Source organism: Priestia sp. SB1 (genome assembly GCF_038898415.1).
Map to the genome: position 1 here is coordinate 442,908 of NZ_JBBJSS010000005.1, position 23,848 is coordinate 466,755.

Below are 23,848 nucleotides of genomic sequence, written 5' to 3' on the forward strand. Positions count from 1 at the left end.
TGGAAGGCGGTGAATTAATGTACGTATTAAATAATAAAAGTATAAATCCTAATAAAGTAAGACTGACTCTCCATGAGCCTTTTGGTAAACAAGAGAAAAAAGCAAACTTGAATGAAGCTTACGATAGAACTGTGACCTTTAAACTAACTGGAGAACTTCATGAATTGTCATTCTCACTACCTTTTGAAAAAATAGTCAGACATGAGTTAGTTAAAAATAAAAACATCGATAAGATTAGAGAATTTTATCTCGTCCGATTCAAGTATATGAAAATTGACGAATGGTTTATTGTCAAGAATGTTACCAATGATATGAGTGACAGTGGCGATTCGAAGAAAATTACCTGCGTCCATCTTCCTTATGAACTTACTTTTGATACTATCAGATCATTTAATCAAAGTGGGTTAAACTGTCGCACTGTATTAGAAGGTGGTGCTCCAAAACGTGATTCAGAGGGAAATATTTTAACTGATGCAGAAGGTAATCCAATCGATGTCGGTGGAGTTTTAGCTGATACCAACTGGACTATAGGTACGATTGACGCATCTTTTGAAACATCTACTCGTACATTTGATTGGGACGAAGTAACAATACTTGATGCAGTTTATCAAATTGCGGAAACATATGATGGGTTTGTAACTTTTGATACACATAATAGAACGGTAAGCATTACTAAACCTCCTTCTCGATATCAAAATTTCATTATTGGATATGGTAAATATGCACAGTCAATGAATCAATCAAGTGACATTGAAGCAGTTTACAATCGTGTTCGAGCCGTAGGTAGAGATGGGTTGACTTTCTCTTCTATTAATCCAAGTGGACTAAACTACATTGATGATTATTCTTATCACCTTTACCCTTTCAGTCGTGATGAATCCACAAAGACTGTAATACAATCGAGTTATCTCCTTCCTGATGATGTTTGTCATGCTCTCCTAGACTACCAAGCTTTAATTGAAAGTAAGAGTGGTATCCTGACAAAGTTATTTGATGACTTGAATGCTAGACAGAAAACGCTTGATGAACGTTCATTCGAATTGTCTAATTTAGAGATTGAAATGAAAACTATTGACGATAACTTGGAAGTTGATAAAGCTTTAGGTAAGGATTTAACAAATTTAAAACTTAAAAAGGCTTCTAAACAAAAAGAGATTGATGATAAGAAAGCTACAATCACATCTCTTGAAAATGCACAATCAGGTGTAAGAGCACAAATTAAAACTTTACAAGAAGAGTTATCTCCTACTAACAACTTCACCGAAGAACAACAACGAGAATTAAAAAGAATCCGCAAAACATCTACATTTACAGATGATAAGTGTATTACTCCAGAAGACTTGATGGCACGAGCTAAAGAAGAAATGGAACGTATAAAGTATCCTGTGCTAACCGTAACTACTGACATTGTTGATTTATTCAGTATTTTAGAGGAACATCGAAATTGGAATAGATTGCAATTAGGAGATACTGTTCGCATTAGATATAACAAGATTGATATTGACGTTAAGGCTCAAGTTACTGAAATGACTCACGACTTTGATAATCAAACTATTTCATTAACAATTACCAATGCTAAGAAAACGGAAATGAGTACCAAAGAAAGAGTATTCAATAAAATTGATCAATCTTATTCCACGTCTACTTCCGTTTCAATGAATAAGTCATCTTGGTCTGCTGGAAATAAGGCACTGAATAAAGTTAATGATTATATTAATAATGAGTTAGATGCTACGAAACAACGAATCAAGGCAGGCGTAAATAACTCAGTAACGATTGATGGTAAAGGCATGGTTACAACCAGTCTGTCCAATCCAAATGACATAATTATTATTCAAGGTGGTCTTCTTGCAATAAGTCGAGATGGCGGTGAAAATTGGCAAACTGCGATCACTGCTGACGGTGTAATTGCCGAGAGATTAACAGGCAGGATTTTAGCTGGTGAATCATTAACAATTGATGCTTCTGATAATAACAATGTTAAAACTTTTACTGTCGATGGAAACGGTGTTTGGCTAAATGGAACATCTCTCTATATTACAGGAGAGAAAAATGAAAACTTAATTAATAGTTGGAATAGTTCTATCAAGCAAGGTGAATTGTACAATGGAGTTAAAATTGATTTAGCTGAAGGATTAGTAGTTGAACGTTCTGATGCAAAAGTGAGAACTGTCTTAAATGCTATCACTGGATTATCTATGCAAGCTAAAAAAGGCAGCGAATGGGCTAATAAGTTCTACATAGATACAGACGGTAATTTACAAGCTGAGGATATCATTGCCAAACGAATTATAATTGCTGGTAGTGATGGAAAGCCTTTAATCGATGCTAACACAGGAACAATCAACTTTGAAAACTTTACTGTTCGAAATGGTAAAATTCCTGCTGAGAATGTAGATATAAATATTGCTAACATAGGAATCACGGATAAAAACATAACAGGAATTATCTCTAAAGAGAAATTAGATTTAAGTAATGCGCTAAAAGGAACTACAGTTACAGATGTAGATGGAAATGCCACTCTTATTATTAGTAATGAAGGTAAAGTCAGTATTCCGTCTCAAAGCTCAGACACTAGTTTTAATAATGCTATTTTCACAGGTGATACAAAAGTAAACAACACACTAAACGTAAAAGAAACACTGACAGCAGAAAGTAATGTATCTGTCGGAGGTTTATTAGACCTGTCAAATGCTAAAGTTAAATGGAATCAAAATACAAAAGGTGTGAACGTGGTAGTTCCAGCGTATGCAGGTTCTATTGATATTACAGGGTTATTACTAAGTAATGCAAACTATGGCGTAAGTATTTCTCCTCACTGGAGAACAAGTTTTTGGGTCGAAAATAAAACTGCTACTGGATTTACAGTTAACTTTAGTATTCCATCTGAAACTCCAGTTACATTTGATTGGTTTTTATTTTAATTCCGATAAAATCACCATTTTAAAGAAATAAATAAACAATATATAGATTAAAAGTGACACTTAAATACTATATATAGGTGTCACTCCTCTCTTTTTAGAAAGGATGTGCAATATGACATTTTACAAAAAGATAACAGATCAAGAATTCTCACTTGAGTTAAAAGAGAAGTTAGATTTAATACTTTCTTACGCAAATGATTTCGATGTTATTCAAGATTTCATTTCAGGTAACTCCCCTGTTGGTCAAAAGTTAGAGGAATTATTAAATAATGTAGGAGCTATCGAACAGTTAACTACTACTAGTAAAGATAATATTATCAATGCAATCAATGAGTTGTATAGTGCGATTGTTGCTAACAACTCAAGCGCAACTACCAATATCAATAAGATTAATACTAGTTTAACTTCAACTACTACCAATGTTACTTCACTAACTGAAGCGACTAACAATGCTAAAAAGAATAATATTACTGGTACATCGAATTCCACCCTCTCCGCACGATTAGACAATGATTATAAATACCTTGCTTCTACGAAAGCTATCCCTAATGACATTTTAACTCCCACTTCTAAATGCCGATTCATCGGACATCGTGGACTCAATTTTGCTGCTCCAGAAAACACAATTATCGGATTTCAACTAGCTGCAAACGCTGGATTCTATGGTGTAGAAACTGATGTTCAATGTACGAAAGATGGTTATTGGATTCTTTCTCATGACACTACTATTGACCGTATGACAAATGGCACTGGAAATGTTAAAGATATGACACTTGAACAAATTAAAAGCTATTATGTTGATGCAGGAAACGGAATTGCTATGTATCCTAAAATGCGGATTCCTACATTTGAAGAGTATTTACAAATTTGCAAACGTTACAATGTTGTTCCAGTCATTGAAATTAAAGGTTCGGGATACACGTCTGCTAACTTTGACGAATTAATTCGCTTAATTAGAAAGCATGGATTTGAGAATAAGTGTATCGTAATCTCATTTACTACAAGTTTCTTAGATGAAATCAGAAAAAGAAGCTATAACATCGTAGTAGCTCCTCTAATAGAAATTGGAACAGATAACCTAAATTACGTTAAAAAACTAGGAAATGCAATGATTAACCCTGATAACTCTACACTTACAGAAGCAAATGTAGAACTCGCTCATCAAAATGGTGTAATGGTTATGACTTGGACGGTTAATAATTATGATCGTGCTAGAGCACTTATGGACATGGGAGTAGATTTTATTACTACAGATTTTCTAGTTGGAGGTGGTCAATTTTGAATATGGAATCTAGATTTTATAGCTATAACACCATGCTTGACTTTCAACGAGCAGTAACTGGATTGGGTTTGACATACACAGCAAATACTTCACTTGGAATTAATCAATGGGGTTATGACACTACATTGAGGGCTTTTAGAATTAGAAAAGATAATACCACAACTGGATACGTTTCTTTTGATCTAGGATATTTAGAAATTGGAGATAAAATTGAACTTGCAGCAGAACTTATGTATGTATCAGGTAGTAACCGTGGAACGTTGGCAATCGATAGATATGACGGTGGCTCTGTCGGTTCAGGAAGTAAAACAACATATTCTGTTCAAGCCAAAGAAGGTAGTGGATTTCAATTAGAAGAGTTATCTTTTGTAGCAACTAAAGACGGTTACTATCGTGCGACAGTTGGGCTTTGGGTTTCTATGATGGGTGAATTATACATTCGTAATCCTCGTTGTACAGTTAAATCCATCGTTAAGGGTAATGATTCTAATTTTCGTTTTGGTATGTTTAGAAAAATGACAGCAGATGGACAGTTTATTAGAAGACCAGAGTTTGCTGGAGATGATTGTACCGTTACTGTGCAAAATGCTACTGATTTACTTATCACTTGGGATAGACCTATGACTGGGTTAAGACCAATTGCATTTGCCAGTCAGGAGTATTACATAATCAATAATAAATATGAGCCAAGAGCATCTTACGCTCAACTAAATTCTGTGACGGTAAGGTTCTATCAAGTAGGATCGGAAACCCCTGTGAAAATAAGTGATGTACCGAATGAAACTCACTTCTCTTTATGGTGTAGAAACTAAATGAATTAAGAAAGGAGGAAATCATTTGAAAAAGATACTTCGACAAGGTGATACATTTATAGAGACAAACAGAAAGTCTGAAATCGAAATGGTCATTAATGGAATCACTTTAGTATCAATGGTCAATTCAAAGCTAAAGAGTGATAAATATTACATTCTCACTAATAAAGATGATAAAACTTCTGTCTATGTAGGAGATAAAATCTATCATGGCGTTGATAAATTTACAGGTCAAGAAGGAACGGTTTCTTTAAAAAGAAGAATTAATTTTGATAATAAAATTGCAGGCTCTACAGTAGATAATGCACACGTTATTAAAACAAAAGCAGACTACAATGTTCTTCTTACCCCTACTTTTACTGAAACAAGTTCGATTAATCCAGTTGGAGAAGTTTCACAAGCTTTTTATAACGATATTGAAGTAGATGATTTGGGTTATACTTCTCAAACAATTACAGAAGTGAATCAAGGCAAATACGCTCAATACTTAATTTCTTTTAACTTAGTTGCTGAAATTGAAAGCAAACTGGGATTAATGCCTTATATTACTCTTAGCGGTAAAAAAGAATGGATTAAAAATATGGTAGAGAAGTTTACGTTCACTTTTTCAGGTAAAAAAGCAAATGTAAATGTATTTAACCCTATAACGAACAGCTACAATAATGAGATTGCAGAGTCAAACACTACTCAATTCTTATCAAAGATAAATTTTAAATTAACAAATGATGTTCTGACTACTCCAGAGCTATTTAATCGACTAGTAGATGACAATGGGTTCATTCATTTTATTGTGTATGCTGATCCAGCAGTTCCGAACACCCCTTCCACTCTTATCACTGATTATATTGAAGCAGAAATCAAACTAAAAACGGAAGCTGTACTACAAGTGCCTCGTGTTCCTCTTTATGAAGTTAGTCAGGATGATTATGAAAGAGTTTTAACAGAATGGGATGTAGATAAATCTTGCCAAATCTTCCCTCCTGTAGATGGAATCAGAAGCTTAACGAACCCTTATATTGAAGTTGAAGGTTTAGTTTATTCTACATTTTATGTTGATAATCCTACTACTTTAACTTCTGGCATGTTCGCAGATGTAGAGTTACGAGGATATGACGGAGTAAACGATGTACTAAGGAAACGTGAAGATGGGTGGATTCATGTCAAAGAATGGGAGCAGACTGAACTCACTGTACTCGATTATAACGCATATTTTGTTACCCCTCATGGTGGAAAAGTAGTTGTTTTTAATAGTTTAACTAAAGGTCGTATTGATGAGTTCACATTGGAAAATGGAAAGATTATGATCCCTTCTTTAATGAAAGGAAAAATCACTGTACTTTATCAGCTTCCTACTGCTGTTGCAATTGAAATGAATGATAAAGTGTACGGCTCTGCAATCTTATACGGTGATTCAACAGTGAAAATAGATTCAGGCGGAACTATCACTTATAACGTTGCTCAGAAAAAGTACGAGTACACTAAATCAAATAAAACACTTTATCCTATGTTACCTTCTGTTCAGAGAATTGAAGCTCATTATATGCAAACAACAAGTGAAGTGTTGGATATTTTAAGTACATCTGCTCAAACAAATGATAGCGCAAGAAATAGCCTATACAATTCTATGAGTAATCTAAGAGAAGAAGTTGAATCTCTAAAAAATGAGAATGCTGAATTATGGAAAATGGTACAGTACTTGCTCAATAAATAGAAAGGAGTGAGATGGTGAGTTTTTTTAATAAAAACCTACCTCAGCCTATTCACATCTTTAAGCGCTTAGGAACACAAGATAATCCCCATTTAGACATCATGGAACCAATTGAGATGACAACAAATAGGATTATTCTTAAAGAAATTCCAGTCGAATACTACAAAGTAATGGTAGTTGACAGTACATCTAACTATTTCTTTGAAGAAAAAAGCATAACAGATGTAAAAGAAGGCTCTTATTTTGTTGATTACACTCACGGCATTGTAACATTTCATGAGTCTGTAATCGGAAAAATGCTTAAGTTTACATATAAAGGCGGAGGTTTTATCCTACTTTCGGCTGATCGGATTTTTACGCACGGAGAAGATGGTCTTGTAGCTGAAACATTACAAGAAGTAATTGACAACTGTAAGACATCTGTTGAGTCGTACAGACAATTGATTGAGTATAAAGTTCAACTTATTAATCAAAAAATTATAGAGTCAACGGTTGCTGTAAACAATGCAAATAGCGCAGCCCTTCAAACTCGACAAGCTACTGCTGATTATCAAAAAGTTGTTGACTCTTCAAAGAAGAACTACAAAGAAATGGTAAACACGTATGACGATATTTTAACTCAATATCCAAATCCTGAAATCGGTTGGACTGTTCCTGTGAAAGATGTTAAGCTGTCATATCGTTGGGACGGTGCTACTTGGGTTTGTATTGAAACAGCAGAATTACAAGAAGGGTTTAATGTATTTACCTCTTCTATCCCCCCTGACAATATCAATCTCCTTTGGGTTAAGACTTCAACAAACGTTGGTGGAGTTTATGGACGAGTGATTACTTCTGAAACAGCTCCAGAAAATAAAAATTTCATATGGTGGAAAAAAGACTAAAGAATGAGGTGAACAATTCTTGGCTAATTTAAATTATTATAATGAAGCAACGGGTGAATGGGAAGAGCTAAAGGTTGACACTAGGCTGACTACGTTCAGAAATACTGTCACTATTAACTCTGCTTCCAATGTCGTTGGTATCGGAATCACCAAATATAATCCTGTTGATGATGTGCTTTTAGTTTATCAGAACTCAGTGCATATCGCAGAAGACATTGCCTATGCAATTGATACTGGTCTATTAGCTATTAGACATATCGATTATCCTACTGGATATTGGAATGCAGATACGACTTTTCATTTTATTGTCTTAAAAAATGTACGTAGACAAGTTGAAACGAATGACGGTGCGTTAATTCAAGATGGAACAATCTCAAATGCTAAACTAGCTTCTACTATGAATATTGGTAGCATTGTAGATTTAAAGACTACTAGAAAAGAAAGTGTAGTCGCTGGTATCAACTCAACTAAAGAAGAAGTCAATAAAATAAACATGGACATTGCTGAAATTAGTGATTTAATTGAAACTATTGATGGGCAAGTGCAACTTCGAGTTACAAAAGAAGTTTTTGATCAATTGAAGAACACAGTTACAACCAATGAAAGCAGACTTTCCATTGCTGAAAACGAAATCGCTTTGCGTGTAGAGAAGTCAGAGTATAACGTTCTTAAAGATAAAGTTGAGAAAAATGAAGCGAGCATCGTTGTTCATGCTGATGAAATTTCTCAGAGTGTTAAGAAAACAGATTTTAATGGTAATACTATTGCCTCTTTAATTAACCAAACGGCAACGACAATTCGTTTACAAGCAAATAAGATTCAACTTGCTGGTGCTGTAACTGTTCTTTCGGAAATTAGTGGTGATTTAGGAACGATTAATGCTGGTATTCTAAATGCCGTACAAATTAATGGTGGTACTGGTTCATTTACAGGTGATATCACAGCTAAAACTTTATTTGTAGAAGGTATTGGTGGAGGAAATCCAAATATTAAGATTGGTAGTAACGGAGCTACTATTGACTTGTATGATGGCTCTCTACGTGTTAAGCAAAGTGTAGGAACTTACTATTCTATGAACAACGATGGAACTCACATCATGTGGAAAAATGGTAAAGCATTCATGCGATTTGATACGACAGACGACAATCATAACGTTATCAAAGGTGGATGGGCAGCATTAAAATTCTTAACAAGCTCATATGCTATTCAAGCTCGTATAAGCGATGATTCTGCTTATGCTGATTTTCACGCTGCTAACTTTAGAGCAACAAATGACTTTACAGGAGTAGGAACTGCGAAACTACAAAGTACAAATGGTTCAGCGTCATTGGTTGCAAACGGAGCCAACCAAATTGCGTATATCGCAAGTAAAAATGAAGCTCGTGTTGTTGACTCAGATGACTTTGGTTCTTATCGTTCTATTCGTGCGTCCTCGTTCCCTACGGGTTCATCTGCTACGTTTAAAACAAATATCAAACCTTTTGAAGAAGATGCTCTTGCGTTATTAAAAGATGTAAATATTTATGAATACTACTTAAAGAGTGATATTGATAATTTAATCTTTGATAAGAAACGTATTGGTATGATTTCCGAAACAGTCCCTTCTATCATTCGTGATGAAACAGGGGTAGACGTGTATACAATTTCAGCCTTAACTTGGAAACAAAACCAGCAGCAATTAGAAATGATTGAAGCTCTGCAATCTGAAAATGTAGACTCGCAGATGGCAATGGCTACTATGGCTGATGACTTAAAAGAATTAACGGAAAAATCAGCTCAAAAGGATAGTGAAATTAATGATTTAAAATTGTTAATTGACGATTTATCTACAAACTTTAAAATTTTGTCTGAAAAAATTGAAGCAATGACTATTGAGACTGATTCGGCTCGCCAAGAAGAGAACCCTGACAATAAAACTTCCATTGAAGATGTTACAGTTGAGGAAAACCCTTATAGCGATGTTTCAACTGATGGCGACACGGAAACTCTATCTTAAAGTAATCATATTCCAAGTCTTGAAGAGACTAATCAATAAATTAATAAAAATTAGTATATTAAGGAGGGATACCCCTCCTTACATTGAGAAAGGAGTGTGAGTATGAGTATTGACGCTAAAATTACTAATCAGGAATTAGCTGATAGTTTAAAAAATCAAATTAATGAAGTCAATAATGTTAAAACTGATTTAGAAATGATGAAAGAAAATATCGATTCTGCTCTTTTAATAAATCAAGCCACCGATGAAAACTCTCGAAAAATCGGTGACTTGAACAGTTTGAATACTGATTCAAAACAAGATTTGGTAAATGCTTTAAACAGTACTGAAACGAAGGTTAAAAATCTTTCGCAATTACCCAATGAATTTGAATGGACAGCCTCTGAAGGTCAACTTGAATACACCCTCCCAAATGGAACATCTTATGATCCAAACGTAAAATGGCTTAGAATAGAAATTGGAGGAGCTAGTATACCGCCAAGTAAAGTAAATAAAGTAAGCTCTACTAAATTTTCTTTACTTTTGTCACCATCTGATATTTTGGAAGGAATTAAGGTTGTTGCACGATGGTCACAACCTATGGTTACAGGAAATATCGAAAATGGAGTCGGGACGGCTCATCACACCAGTCATGAGTTAGGTGGCACTGATGAAATTGATATTACAAAACTCAGAGGTTACAGTACTAGTGTTTTAGGAAAAATCGGAGATGTCTCTACCCTTCAAACATCTTCAAAAACAAATATAGTGGGTTCTATCAATGAATTAGTAAATAAGAGTACCATTAACTCTTCCGAGATAGCAAACGTCTCTAATAAAATTGGCAACTTGGGCAGTTTAGAGACAGAAGCACAATCTACAGTAGTCGATGCCGTTAACGCTATTAATAAAAAACTTTTAGACTCTCCAAGTAAAATAGGAGAATTAGGAGGGCTTTTAACAAGTGATAAAAGTACAGTTGTTAAAGCAATAAATGAAAATGTAGCTAAAATAGACACCCTTCAAAACAAAAGTATCACATACGTAACTCCTGAAATGTTTGGAGCTAAAGGTGACGGAGTAAATGACGACACTTCTGCTCTTCAATCCGCAATTAATTCCCTCGAAGGTGTAACAACGCAATTAAAACTATCGTCAGGTTCCACTTACAAAATCTCCAGTACATTAACAATCGACAAGTCAATATCAATCATGGGGAATAAACAAAATAGACCTCGTATCACAACGGGTTCACAAACTTTCGATGCTATAAATGTACAAGGGTCATACGTTGCATCTACAACAATGTCTTCATCAGCAACTATCAATACTGACTACATTGACGTAGCAGATTCAAGTAATATCAGAAAGTCCAATTTAATAGAAATTGTGTCTAGTAAATCATGGTATCATGACCCAAGGCAAGAATCCACAGACGCAAGAAAAGCTGAACTCCATCGTGTAAATGAGGTAATAGGAAATCGCATCTATTTAACAGACCCTTTATTTGACGGTTACGTAGTTCCTGATGAAACTGTAGACATTAACATTTACACTCCAATTCGATTTGCAATGTCAGACGTTGATATTATTTTAACAAAGTATCCTTACAGCACAGATTCTGTTCGTAAGATCGGTCTTATTTTAGATCATACAATAGACGCTCTGATTGAAAATGTAAATGTTGTTGATGCTCAAAATATGGGGATTAATATTAAACATAGCTATAGACCGATAGTTGAAGGGGGTCGCACGGAGGGTGCAAATAACTATTTTTCTGGTTATGGAGTGCAGATTGTAGGCTGTACACATGCTCGTGTTTACAATCGGTTTGTTGCCACAAGTCGCCGTGGAGTCGATGTTAGTGGTTACACGATCCCTTCTCATAGTACCATAGTAGACGGCTGCACTGTATTTGGTGGAGGATCGAATAGTATGGGAGATAAATACGTGTATACAGACACTCATGGTACAGGGGCGTATGCTGGTGGGATTGGAACACACGGGGCAGCAGACCATACAATTATTCGCAATTGTATTTTTGGGTATCTACATACTGCAATCATAGACCGTTCTCGAAATACACTCGCAGACGGAAACTATTTTATAGGAGATTTTGCAAAAGCGTGCATCGATGTTTCTTTTGGTGAAAATGGAACTTATGTTAATAATAGAGCAGTAGATAATTACTCTGGTCTTAAAGAGAAAACTGTCTCTGATAATGGAGCAAATATTAACACACGTAGACCTCCATTATTTATACGTTTTCAAGATACAGCATTGGTAAATGGTTCATCAGGTGGATTTGTAGTAGTTGAAAATAACTTCGCTATGATCCAAGATAGATTTATTGAATTCTATGGAGAAACTGGCGGTTCTACGATTCCGACATTGAAAAACTTCACTGTACGTAATAACAACGTAATGTTTTCACCTTATGGAACTACTGATGTAGCTTATTTTTTGAAGAACTCTACAGTTGCAAACTCATCTATTTTAATGAGTGGTTCAATAATCAAAGGAAACACATGGAAGAGAACATCGGGATCGGGATCGGTTTACCAATTTGGAAATGTTGATCCTCGTACTGCTACAGAGGTAGACTCTCCTAGAACATACGCTTTTTATTTAACAACTGATACAGTTTCCTCAGTGAACATTGGCAGTTCAAACATGTCCTATGCACGTATTATGGTAGATGCTGGTGGATCGACGGGTGTAGCCTATGGACTTGTTCGTGTGACACAAGGTTACACTACAACTAATGAAGTTGGTACTTTAAATAATATATCTTGTATAGATATCGTTCCTACGGGAACAACGGGAACTAGTGGAAAGATAAATTTAGCTTTAAAAGACGGAATTTTATATGTAGAGAATAGAATCGGTAGCACTCAACGTATATTACTAACTGTCTTTGCAGCTATTTAATTTACATTTTGAAAGCCTCCTTTTCCTATATGGAGGCTTCTTTTTACTTTGATAAGAAGGAGGAATAGTATGGGATTGATTGACGGGCGGATAGTTCAGGACATAAACGGAAAACCAATTGTTGAGAATATTGGCAATGTTAATATCTTAGGTACGTCCGTAAAAAGCAGTGTCGTAAGTGCGATTAATGAAGTACTTAACAATGTAGGCAACAACTCTAATCTTAAAACTAATGTTAAAGATAGTTTAGTGAACGCTGTAAATGAAGTTATAGATAAAATTGATTTATTGAAAAGAAAAACAGATTTTGTTATCGATGTTAGAGATTTTGGAGCAATAAATGCAGTGAATGACCACACTTCTATTGTTCAATCAGCCATTGATTACGCAAAGAGCTTGGGTGGAGGAATTGTTCTATGTCCACCTGCAACGTATAAGTTTACAGGATTAAATATCTTAAAATTATATTCTAATGTTGAGTTAAAAGGTATTAAAGGTTTGACAACATTTGATTTTTCAAAACGTTCTGGCTCTACAGCAGATTTAGGCTATAAGTATCTAGTAAGTGCTTCGGGTAGTTTTGAAAATGGCGTAAAATTAATAGCAGATGCACAAGTGAATCAAAATATTATTCAGGTAAACACGTCGGGTTTCAAGGAAAAAGATTTGCTTATTATTACTTCGGATGCCGAATGGGTTGAATTAAATTCATATAATACAAAAAACGGAGAATATGTTATTGTGGATGAAATTCTAAGTTCCACTAAAATGCGTTTAAAAAGCGCAACTTATGATACATATTTAATCTCAAAAAACGCCAGAGTACACAGAGTTAATCCAGTAAAAAATATCACGATTGACGGTATTTCTTTTAAAGGTCAAGGACGATTAGGTAGTGGAGCAACAGACGGTGATCTAGGTATTGGCTTCACATACGGACAAAATATTACCGTTCGTAATTGCGAATTTGTTGATATTGATGAAATTCAACTAGAGTTTAGAAGCTGTTATAATTTTCTAGCAGAAAACAACTATCACTTCCATTCCAAATATTTTTCTCCTAGTGGAAGTGTTGGAGAAAATAAGCCATCTCCAATGTCACCTATACGTGGAACAGTTCAATACCAAGTTCGCTCGTCAGACTGTTCGATGTATGGTAAGATTCGAGATTGTGTCGGTGAAGGCGGAAGACATCTATTCAATACAGGTCACTCATATAGAGATATGGAAGGAAACCCCTCTCAACAAGTTGGAAAGTTGTTTGGTATTAACCGTCACATACGAGTAGAAAATTGCTATTCGAAAAATACATGGCACGCTGGATTTTCTACTCATGGTGATGCGGAATTTGTAGAATTTGTTAGTTGCACATCTGAGAATAGTGGTATGGCTGGATTCAATCCACGCTCTAAACAAATTAGAGTGTTTGACTGTACAGCCGTTAACGCAAAATACGGATACTTATTTTCAGATTTTCCACAAACAGCCGAAATTAGAAATTGTAAAGCTATTAATTGTTCAGCTTATGTTTCTATGGTTAATGTTGAGACTAACCAAGTATCACTTGATTATAAGAATCTAACTATTGAAGGATGTGACTTTGAAGGAGGTTCAGAGGGCATTTTTATTAACGTAAATAGCGATTCGTTAAATGGTGAGCTAAATATTAACAATAACCGAATTTCGAATACAACAATAACAGGAATATACTGTCCGATTCGAGTTATTGGTGCATGGTCAGATGTTAACATTGAAGGTAACAAAATCCGAAATACAAACGCAGGTTATAACATTCGTTTGGAAAAGGTAAAGCGAGCAGTTGTTCAGAATAACATTTGTAAAAAAGGCTATCGTCTTATGACAGCTTTAAATGATTGCGAAAAGGTAATCGTCCTCAATAATACGTTCGCTGAACACTCCTATAATACAATTGATAATAATTCAAAAACACCAACAAATGCAAATAATATTATCATTTGATCTACTATCAAAGTTTTAATCTTTAACATAAAACCCCTATTTTATTTAAATTTTTATTACAAGACGTTCAATTAAATTTGAGCGTCTTTATTTTTTAAGGAAAATATTTACACTTAAAACTATTAAGGAGTGAGATATATAATGTCAGATATGATAGCAAGAGGCTTGGCTCAAAAGTTAATTAGTAATTATAAAACGGCTAAAGGTAAAAATCTTTTTAATAGTACTAATAAAACTATAGGTTATTATGTTGATGGTGTTACAGGTTCACTAAAAAATGATATTGCATCTCAAAATGCAACGGAGTTTATACCTGTAGAACCTAATAAGAGATACACTGCGAGTAGAACCACTTACTATGCAATTTATGACTCTAATAAGAATAGAATTGCAGGCTCTAACACATCTAGCGCTAACTCTCTAACTGTCACTATTCCATCCAACGGTGCTTTCATTAGGCTTTCCGTGGCAGATGCTTACCTTTCTACATATCAATTTGAATTAGGTGATTTTTCTACATTATACCAACCATTCATAGGAAATTACACTACGTTAAGCGGTATGAAGGTTGATTATAACGATATTGTTAACCTAGATTATTTTAAACTAACAAAGGCAAAAAACTTATTTAACAGTTTCAACAGAACAATTGGATATTATGTTGACGGATTAACTGGAGCACTGAAAAATGATATAGCGTCACAGAATGCTACAGAGTTTATACCAGTTGAAGCGAATAAAAAGTATACAGCAAACAGAACAACATATTATGCAATCTACGATGTGAATAAAGCCTATATTACAGGAGCTAATGCTTCAACTGCAACTCCTTTAACTCTGACAATTCCTGCTAATGGGGCATTTATAAGAATGTCTGTAAGGGACGACTATATCTCTACATATCAAATTGAAGAAGGAGATACTTCAACTGCATATTCAGCATTTACTCCGCCTTACCCTGTGTTAAATGGTGTTAAAGTTGATTATAAAGATATTTCCAATGTGAGTGATGTGACAAATAAGTGGTATGGAAAAACAATGAATATCATTGGCGACAGTATCACTTACGGATTAAATGCTACAACTCCTTATGGTGCTTTAGTAGCGTCTGCATTAGGCATGAAGTTTAATAACTATGGAATATCTAGCTCAACAATTGCTGTAAAATCAAGTGATCCTACTGGTAGAAATCCAATGGTCAGTCGTTTTTCGTCAATGGACGATTCTGCTGACTTAGTAATAGTAGCTGGAGGCACAAATGATTGGATGTATGATTGGACTCCATTAGGAGATATGTCTAGTAGAAATAATAACGAGTTTTACGGAGCTTTGCACAATATTTGTTTAGGTTTATTGAGTAAATACAAAGGAAAGCAATTACTTTTTATGACTCCGATCAAACGTGCTCAAGCCCCTTATGACCAACCTAATTCAGTAAATGCAAACAGTAAAACATTGAAGCAATACGGTGAAATCATAAACGAAGTTTGTAGCTATTATGGTATTCCAGTATTGGATATGCACAATGAGTGTACAATCTTTCCGTTTATACAGGAACAAGTAGATTTGTTAATACCTGATAAAACACACCCAAATGATGCAGGTCAAAAAATCATGGCTAATCGTTTAACTGGATTCTTAAAACAATTAGCTTAAAAAGGAGCTGTTATTAATGTCCGATTTTATAGCGAGGGGGTTAAGTAAATCTAACTCCAATAAACTAGAAGGAAAGGTTCATGTAAAAGAGTTTGGAGCGATTGGCGATGGAAGTTCAGACGATACAGTAGCGTTAACCAATGCAATTAATCACTGTCTAAAAAACAGTAAAGTATTAGACTTCGGAAGTGGCACATATCTTTTTCAGAAGTCTAGTGATTGGCATATTATAAGTGACTTTACAAAATTTATACACTGGACAGGTAAAGGAGCAAAAATAAAATTTAGCACATTAGATATTGGTTACATGTATCTATGGAAAATGAAATATGTGAAAATTGATGGTATAGCTTTTGAAGGAGTTGGCGCAGTTGGTAACAATCCAAATCAAAACGCTATAGGAGTTGGAATTTATTCCACATATAGGGTATCAATCACAGGATGCTCTTTTACTGGCTTTATTGGGGATGGCTTACTTATATCAGCAGAACAATCAACAGAAAGAAATCGAACAGCTCAAAATATCTACATAAACAACAATTACTTTAACAACAATGGTCGGGGTGGATTGACTATTGTAGGAGGCGTGGTCGGTTTAGTTGAAAGTAATTATTTCGGGAAAGATCGACTATTGGTTGCTCCAGTTGTGGGAGATATACTTCATATTGAATCTGACCCAAGTACTCGTTACGGAGTGGAAAATTTAGAAGTAACAAATAACATCATATACGGTACAGTAAATCTTTCCAATGTATCGTGGCAAACTGGATGGATTGGAAACAAAGATACATGGATTGATTTTAATCACAATACTGTAATTGTTGATGACGACAGTTATAGCGACTTTGGAGCTTACGGAATTGTATCAGCAGGCGGCAATCTTAGAATAACAGAGAATGAAATTGAAGTGAGCAGGAACACTGTATCAGATGACTTAGGCATTGGAGCATTATACTTAAAATGCAACTCTCTTATTCTTAAAAGAAATACGATTAAAACATCAGGAAAAGGTACTGTTATTTCTATTTACAACTGGACACATAATGATAAAGGAAAAATCATTTCAAAGGAAAATACGTACATCTCTGACACTTGCTTGTATGTATATAGACTCTATAAAGATACTAGTTTTTCGAATTATCATAAAATTGTTAAGTTGATAAATGAAGACTATGCTTCTATTTCATCGGGTAGTTGGCTCTTATCAGCATCTCAGTATGGTGGAAATTCACTTAAGTATTATTTAGAAGGAATTAGATGGGAGTTTCCAAACGGTATAGAATTTAAAAATCCAACCGCCAATCATGTTGCATACCTAAAGAATTGTAAAATTAGTCCATCTTCTAAGCTGTTTTCATGGGATAATAACGGAACCGCAATTAAACTATACAGTGAGAACTGTAGTTTAACTGGAACTGTATCTACTGGAATTCTCCCTCTCCCATATAATCTTTCCGCAACTTACAAATTCACATCTGGAACTGGAACACATGATAACACTTTTGGAACTTCTATCATCGGAAGAACAAACACAATAACTAAAACTGCGACTGGAAAATACCAGTGGAACGCCTTCACTAAGAGTGAACTATACTCTTACTCTTATACACTTCAGATTCTTTTAAGTGAATTAGAGACTAATGTATTTGATATAAGCATTCGTCTCCCTTCCTCTGACAATTTACCAGTCATTCTAGAGGTGAGAAATCAATCCAACGCTTTAGTCGATTTACCTGATAATAATTATATTCAGGTAAACGGGAAATTAAAAAGTGATTTAGCAATCTCTACTCTATCTCCATAATATCCCCAAAAAGCATGACTTTTACGCAACCTATAACTATATAAAATCCCTGTTTTAAACAGAGTAATTAAAGTTTCTATAAAGGAGGTGAATCTATAGATTAAATTAGGGCAGATTGCGTTCTCCCCTACCCTCTCTTCTTCAACAAATCTTCTATAGCTTCGTCTAACAACTTGGACATAGGAACTTTAGTTTTATCTGACAGTTCTTTTAACTGGTTATACAATTCAATCTTAACAGCATTAGATAATGGTCTTCTATTCTTTAATCCACGCTTCTCGTTCATTTATAATCATCTCCTTAATTTATATTATAAAACAACAATTAATTACTTGCAACTACATGTAGTTAATGGTAATATGTATTTAAGGAGGTGAGATAAATGAAGGTTGAGACTTACAAAACAATAACAGTTCCAGTTAAATGCTCTAAAGGTGATTACACTTACCTTTCCAATTGCAATAAATTATCTGCTCAAGTATGGAATAAAATAATAGAGCTTGAAAAGGAGTTTCGTAATACTAATGATGGCAAGTGGATTGGCAGAAGTCATCTACAAAAAGAGTTAAAAGGATTCGTCCATCTTCATGCTAAGGGAATACAGCATATAATCGGCAAATATTTACACTCTAGAGATGGTGCATTAGCATCTAAGAAGGCTGGACAGTCTAACGTAAGATTTCCTTATCGCAACAAAAATTATTTTACAACTGGTTGGACTTATCAAGAAGCGAAGATTAAGGATAATAAAATTATGTTGTCTAAGCCTAAAACAAAAGAAAAAATTGACGGAAAAGTCAGAAGACAAAAACCTGTCGTTTGTTATATCAAAGACATCCCAAAAAATATAGTTCAGGTTGAATTAATCTATCGTAATAAGTTGTATCTCTCTATCAAATACAAAGAACAATCAGAATACTTCCAAGTTGAATCTAACAACGCAGCTTCTATTGATCTTGGTGAAATACACTCAATTACATCCATCGATACATGTGGTAATGCACTTATTATCACAGGTCGAAAGATGAGAGCTATAAAACAGTTACGCAACAAACATCAAGCTAAACTATACAGAAGGCTAAGTAAAACAACTAAAGGAAGTAAACAGTATTGGAAGTATCGTAGAGCTATGCAGAAATTAAGTGTTAAGTATGACCGACAAATAAATGATGCTATTCACAAGACTAGTAAATTGTTTCTAGATTATTGTTTAGAAAACAACATCTCCATTGTGTATTACGGTGATTTGGATTCTGCAACAAGATTGACTAAGAAGAAACGTGTCGCTAATAATTACATTAGACAAAAATTAACACAATGGAATTTCGGCTCAATCATAGAGAGTTTATCGAATAAATTATCTAGACATGGAGTTGAATTAATAAAGGTTAACGAAAGATATAGCTCACAAAAATGTCCATCTTGCAAATCTTTGAAAAAACCAAAAAACAGAACATACTCTTGTAAATGTGGTTATGTTCAGCATCGTGACATTGTTGGAGCAATTAATATTCTAAATGATAACCATGAAACAGAACTAACGCATTATGAGAGTAAAAAGTATCTACGGATAGGTTAACTAAAGTAGTAAATGTTGCCATGCACAGCCAGTAGAAATACTGTAGCCGTTAGATTTATAACGGAAAGGTTCAATTGAATTCTGCATGAAATATCTCTTTTAAAGAGTTTTATAGCTTCAGGAATGTTGATTTATCAACGTTTCTTGAGGCTCTTTTTGTGTGTTTATTTTTATAATATAAGGAGGAAAAAATAAATGTCTGATATTATTGCAAAAGCAATGGCGAAACAAGGTCAAGATAAGATAACTAGCGTATCTAATGATGTAAAGAGTCGTGGTGTTAGCCTACTTGATTTTTCAACATATAAAACTTCTACAGCAAATGGAACAGACTGGACACCTGCATTTATTAAAGCCTTGGATTTCTTATCAACTTCTACTGAAATCAAAAAGCTATCTATTCCAGCTCAAACATTTACATGTTTAAATATAATTCCGATTACTTCAAAACACAATGGAATCACAATTGAGGGTGAAGGGTTTGGAACAGAGTTAAAAATTTTAGATGGTGCTACTCAAAACTGGCTGTTTAATCTCTATGATAGTGCTCTACCAGTTAAAGGCGTTACGATACGAAATTTACAATTAAACGGCAATAAAGCTAATTTGAGTAATACAGGTACAACAGGATTTGGTATTTTTGCTCAACAAGGAACAGGTATAGCGAATGAAAACATTATCATTCAAAATATATGGGCGCATGATTTCTTAACAACAGGTGTAAACGTTCATAGTTCTAACACAATGGTTTCTAACATCTTCTCATGGAGCAATGGTTTTCACGGTGTTACAACTGCGAATGCAAAAAATATTATGCTGTCTAACCTATGGTGCTCTAATAATGGTGGATACGGTATTGACATTTCAGGTGGAGAAGTAATTTTAAATACGTTCTACGCTACAGGTAACGTAAGTGGTGGAATGAAAGCTTCTGTAAGTCAACCGACAATCAACTTACGTGCAATCAATGGACGCTTAAACAATAATATTGGCGTAGGCTTTCAAACTACACAATCTAATGGAGCCACTTTCTTCTTCGATAATATTGAAGCGAATGATAACGGTGGTGCTGGTTTCCTTGTGTCAGAAGGTGATGTTTGTATTGTTGGTAAGTTAACAGCACTTAGGAATAATACATCAGTAGGTAGTAACACGGCTGCTGCTGTTAGTTTTAAAATACCTGCACAAATTGATACACTGATAACGAGTGACAATACAGGTTACGGTCTTTCTGTTGATTGTGTTAAAGAAGTTCATATTAAGCGTCTGCTTGCAGAAAGAAACTCTAACTACGGAGTATACCTATCGAAAACAGAAGGATCAGTGTTAACAATAGGGTCTGGTTCAATCATAGACAACACTGGGACTTACGGTATAAATGTAGGGAATAACCCTAATAAATTGACTGTGTACAATACGGTATTTGGAGATACACGAACTACAAAAACTCAAACACGAGCAGCATTCTTAGGTTCAGGAAGCGATGTTACATTTGTTGGTTGTGACATGACACAGTGTATTTCTACACCTAAATTATTTGATAACGGAGTTGCTTCTTTAAACGTCAGAGATAATAAAGGTTATTTAACACAGAACTATGGAACGAAGTCATTTTCTCCAAATGGAGTCACAACACAATTTGTAATTCCCCATGGATTAGTAACTACGCCTTCTACTGTGAATGTTACGCCATTGACGGCAGCTTCAAATCCACAGGGAATGTATGTAACATTTAATACTACAAATATCGTTATAACATTTGCTACTGCGCCTGCATCGGGAACAGATACATTGAATTATGCATGGGAAGCTAAGTATAAGAAGTAATTCCAATAAAATGACACTTTCATCCAATCTTCAAATAAAAGAACTATTTTAAAGAATTAAATAAAATGTGCTTTTTATAGTAAGTAAATTAATAAAAGTAATATCCCCTACTCTACTTTGGGTAGGGTTTATTTGTATTTAATAAGGAGGAATACTTAATGAGTGATATGATAAATAAAGCTCTAATAAAGAGGAATGCAGATAAAATTGAATCACTTGCTGATTCCCAAGCTGGTGTACCTTGTAAAAGTTTAGGGCTAATTTCGAACGATGCAAGTAAAGCGCTAAGTAATTATACGTTACTACTATCTGCTGTAAAACAAGGTCTTAAAATTTTAGTTGACGATACATACTACATTCAATCACCGTACACAGTTGCAGATACTAATAATGAAATAAACACTGATATTTCTATTGTTGGAAATAATAAGACAAAGAGTAAATTTATTTCATTAGGTGGTCGCTTCTTTAATGCAAAAGGAAACGTTACGACTGAAAATATTTCCTTAGAATGTACCTCAGCAACTAGCTTGACTTATTTTATTAGCCTAGTTGCACCGTATAGAGTGAAAATTGATTTCAAAAATAACTATGTTGCAGGAAATGTCAGAGTAATTGATTCAAGTATTCCTGTTAACTATGATTTTGTAGCAAATGATTGTGGAATTTCAAAACTATCCATTGAAAACAACGAATTTTACGATGTTTACAATAATAGTGGAGCAAGAAATATTTTTAAATTAAATGACACCCCTATCACATTATCCTACCTAAGAAACAATAAAGTCACTAACTTCTCCTATATCTTCTACAACAATAGTATAACCAACGGAAATACTTCTACTAATTACATTTACAGCAACTGTAAGAAAACTTACATTGAGGGTAATAAAGTCGTAAATGATGATTCTTATGATCCAACTGTTAAAAATGGTGGTTTCCAAGGAGCTTACTTCTGCTTCTCTTTAATGGAGTCTTACTCATGTGAATGTCGAAACAACATCTTTGAAGGCTTTCATATTTTTGATGCCCCTAACACTGTTGTATATGATAATTATTTTTCTGTAACAGAATTGATTTATGAAAATAACACTTGGAAAAACATTGTAAACTTTACGGCTGATATTCAATATGTAGATATCATGAAATCGAAAATGGGAAGCAGCACAGACGCTTTGATGAGAATATACAGAAAGAACAGTTATATTGTTGAATATGCATATGCAGATCGATTTGGTAAAGATCGTTTTATGTTAAGGAAACAAATAGACACATATCAGGAATGGATGGATAAAGTCATTATTGAAGATAACTACTTTGATTTGTACACGTTGAGCTTTAACCGTTTTAGATATGTAAAAGAGTATATTTTCAATAAGAATACAGTTAGAACTTATACTCTTGAGAACAGTAAAAACACTCAAGGACTGGTTGGGATTGTGGAGTATAAGGACGCTAACGGAAACCTTGTGCCACGACAATTTATTTTCTCAAATAATACTATTGTCACTCAAAATGCTCCTGTTGGTGGTGCAGTAGGCACTCTAGAGTATTCTTTGATTAGGAACTATTCTGGAAACGGTGATAAAGTGACGGTTATTTTTGAGAATAATTATATTAAGACATATGAGTTGAAATATATTCTTTCGGATGAAAGAACTGATGCACTAACTACTACTGACCCTTGTGTGGCTAACATAAAATTTAACGGAAATACAGTAATCAACGAAAGAGGAACGGATGTATGTGTAGCAAATAAAAAGTTTAAGCGTATATACAACTTCAAAAATAATGAAATTGAAACATTGGTAACAGATAGTCAAAAATCCCTATATGTCTTCCAAGAGCCATCAACAGTTGATGTAGCTACAAGATACTCATTACCTATTTGCTTAGATATGGAACTGGATTTTAAATACAAGGCTGGATCATGGCTTAGAATACTACCATTAAAAGGATTGCTTGATGGAAATTACAAAGTGAGTATGAATATAAAAATATTGAGCTTAACTACATTCGAAGATTTTGATATTAACTTTACAGTACGTAACAACGGAACTAATAATATTGTTGATTGTAACGGTTTGGATAACAAACTAGGCGAAACGCAATATACAGCAAAAAGCTATGTTTTAGATGGAGCTGCTGCACAAACTTATAGCAACTTCTATATTCAACAGGAAAATTTTAAAGGCACAAGCACTGTCAATGTGAATATAAGTAATTCGTCTACTAGTAAAGAGATCATGCTTCATAGTAAGAGTCCACGTTCAACTTTTAGTGACGATAAAGTTAAAATTAGAATGACGATAACTAAAGCGTAATGTTCCTATAAAACCACTCTTTTAAAGAGAAGAAATTAATAAAAACAAATAAGACACTCCCTATGTACCCTTCGATAAAGTACGGAGTGTCTTATTTATGTAAGATGCGTTTAAGCCTTTACATGAACATCATAACATGAAAGGCGGTGAAAAGCAAATAAA

The 23,848-nt window shown here is 34.3% G+C and carries 14 protein-coding genes; 13 read left to right on the forward strand and 1 reads right to left on the reverse strand.

All coding sequences use genetic code 11. The features are described 5' to 3' along the window. The first annotated feature begins 17 nt into the window (after positions 1–17). From WKH56_RS21010 to WKH56_RS21055, 10 genes are all read left to right on the forward strand, one after another. Positions 18–2,924, forward strand: coding sequence for a phage tail protein (locus tag WKH56_RS21010; protein WP_342836619.1), 2,907 nt, complete (start codon positions 18–20; stop codon positions 2,922–2,924). 112 nt (positions 2,925–3,036) lie between these two features. After that, the gene (locus WKH56_RS21015; RefSeq protein ID WP_342836620.1) at positions 3,037–4,206 is read left to right on the forward strand and encodes a glycerophosphodiester phosphodiesterase; all 1,170 of its coding nucleotides are present in this window, start codon (positions 3,037–3,039) and stop codon (positions 4,204–4,206) included. Then, on the forward strand, positions 4,203–5,018 hold the full coding sequence (locus tag WKH56_RS21020; RefSeq protein WP_342836621.1) for a hypothetical protein: 816 nt from the start codon (positions 4,203–4,205) through the stop codon (positions 5,016–5,018). Before WKH56_RS21015 ends, WKH56_RS21020 begins: the two co-directional genes overlap by 4 nt. A 25-nt stretch (positions 5,019–5,043) precedes the next feature. Further along, positions 5,044–6,729, forward strand: a complete 1,686-nt coding sequence (locus WKH56_RS21025; RefSeq protein WP_342836622.1) for a hypothetical protein — start codon at positions 5,044–5,046, stop codon at positions 6,727–6,729. 14 nt (positions 6,730–6,743) lie between these two features. After that, positions 6,744–7,610 (forward strand): hypothetical protein, encoded by an 867-nt coding sequence (locus WKH56_RS21030; RefSeq protein WP_342836623.1) that lies wholly within the window; start codon positions 6,744–6,746, stop codon positions 7,608–7,610. Positions 7,611–7,806: 196 nt separating this feature from the next. After that, positions 7,807–9,606 carry a tail fiber domain-containing protein gene (locus WKH56_RS21035; RefSeq protein WP_342836624.1) on the forward strand — a complete coding sequence of 600 codons (1,800 nt, stop codon included), beginning with the start codon at positions 7,807–7,809 and terminating at the stop codon, positions 9,604–9,606. A gap of 102 nt (positions 9,607–9,708) precedes the next feature. Further along, a complete protein-coding gene (locus WKH56_RS21040; protein ID WP_342836625.1) occupies positions 9,709–12,516 on the forward strand; it encodes a glycosyl hydrolase family 28-related protein in 2,808 nt (935 codons plus the stop codon). A gap of 75 nt (positions 12,517–12,591) precedes the next feature. Beyond that, positions 12,592–14,496 (forward strand): hypothetical protein, encoded by a 1,905-nt coding sequence (locus WKH56_RS21045; RefSeq protein ID WP_342836626.1) that lies wholly within the window; start codon positions 12,592–12,594, stop codon positions 14,494–14,496. Positions 14,497–14,637: 141 nt separating this feature from the next. Next, a complete protein-coding gene (locus tag WKH56_RS21050) occupies positions 14,638–16,152 on the forward strand; it encodes an SGNH/GDSL hydrolase family protein (RefSeq protein WP_342836627.1) in 1,515 nt (504 codons plus the stop codon). Positions 16,153–16,168: 16 nt separating this feature from the next. Continuing rightward, positions 16,169–17,956 carry a hypothetical protein gene (locus WKH56_RS21055; RefSeq protein ID WP_342836628.1) on the forward strand — a complete coding sequence of 596 codons (1,788 nt, stop codon included), beginning with the start codon at positions 16,169–16,171 and terminating at the stop codon, positions 17,954–17,956. A gap of 127 nt (positions 17,957–18,083) precedes the next feature. On the opposite strand, the gene WKH56_RS21060 is transcribed toward WKH56_RS21055, so the two are convergent. Further along, positions 18,084–18,242: a ribbon-helix-helix domain-containing protein gene (locus WKH56_RS21060; RefSeq protein WP_342836629.1), complete on the reverse strand. Its 159-nt coding sequence runs from the start codon at positions 18,240–18,242 to the stop codon at positions 18,084–18,086. 96 nt (positions 18,243–18,338) lie between these two features. Here WKH56_RS21060 and WKH56_RS21065 point away from each other — a divergent pair, with 96 nt between their 5' ends. From WKH56_RS21065 to WKH56_RS21075, 3 genes are all read left to right on the forward strand, one after another. Continuing rightward, complete coding sequence (locus WKH56_RS21065) at positions 18,339–19,535, forward strand: RNA-guided endonuclease InsQ/TnpB family protein (RefSeq protein ID WP_342836630.1); 1,197 nt, start codon at positions 18,339–18,341, stop codon at positions 19,533–19,535. A gap of 195 nt (positions 19,536–19,730) precedes the next feature. Further along, on the forward strand, positions 19,731–21,362 hold the full coding sequence (locus WKH56_RS21070; RefSeq protein WP_342836631.1) for a hypothetical protein: 1,632 nt from the start codon (positions 19,731–19,733) through the stop codon (positions 21,360–21,362). Between the two features lie 158 nt (positions 21,363–21,520). Then, positions 21,521–23,686 carry a hypothetical protein gene (locus WKH56_RS21075; protein WP_342836632.1) on the forward strand — a complete coding sequence of 722 codons (2,166 nt, stop codon included), beginning with the start codon at positions 21,521–21,523 and terminating at the stop codon, positions 23,684–23,686. Positions 23,687–23,848 lie beyond the last annotated feature (162 nt).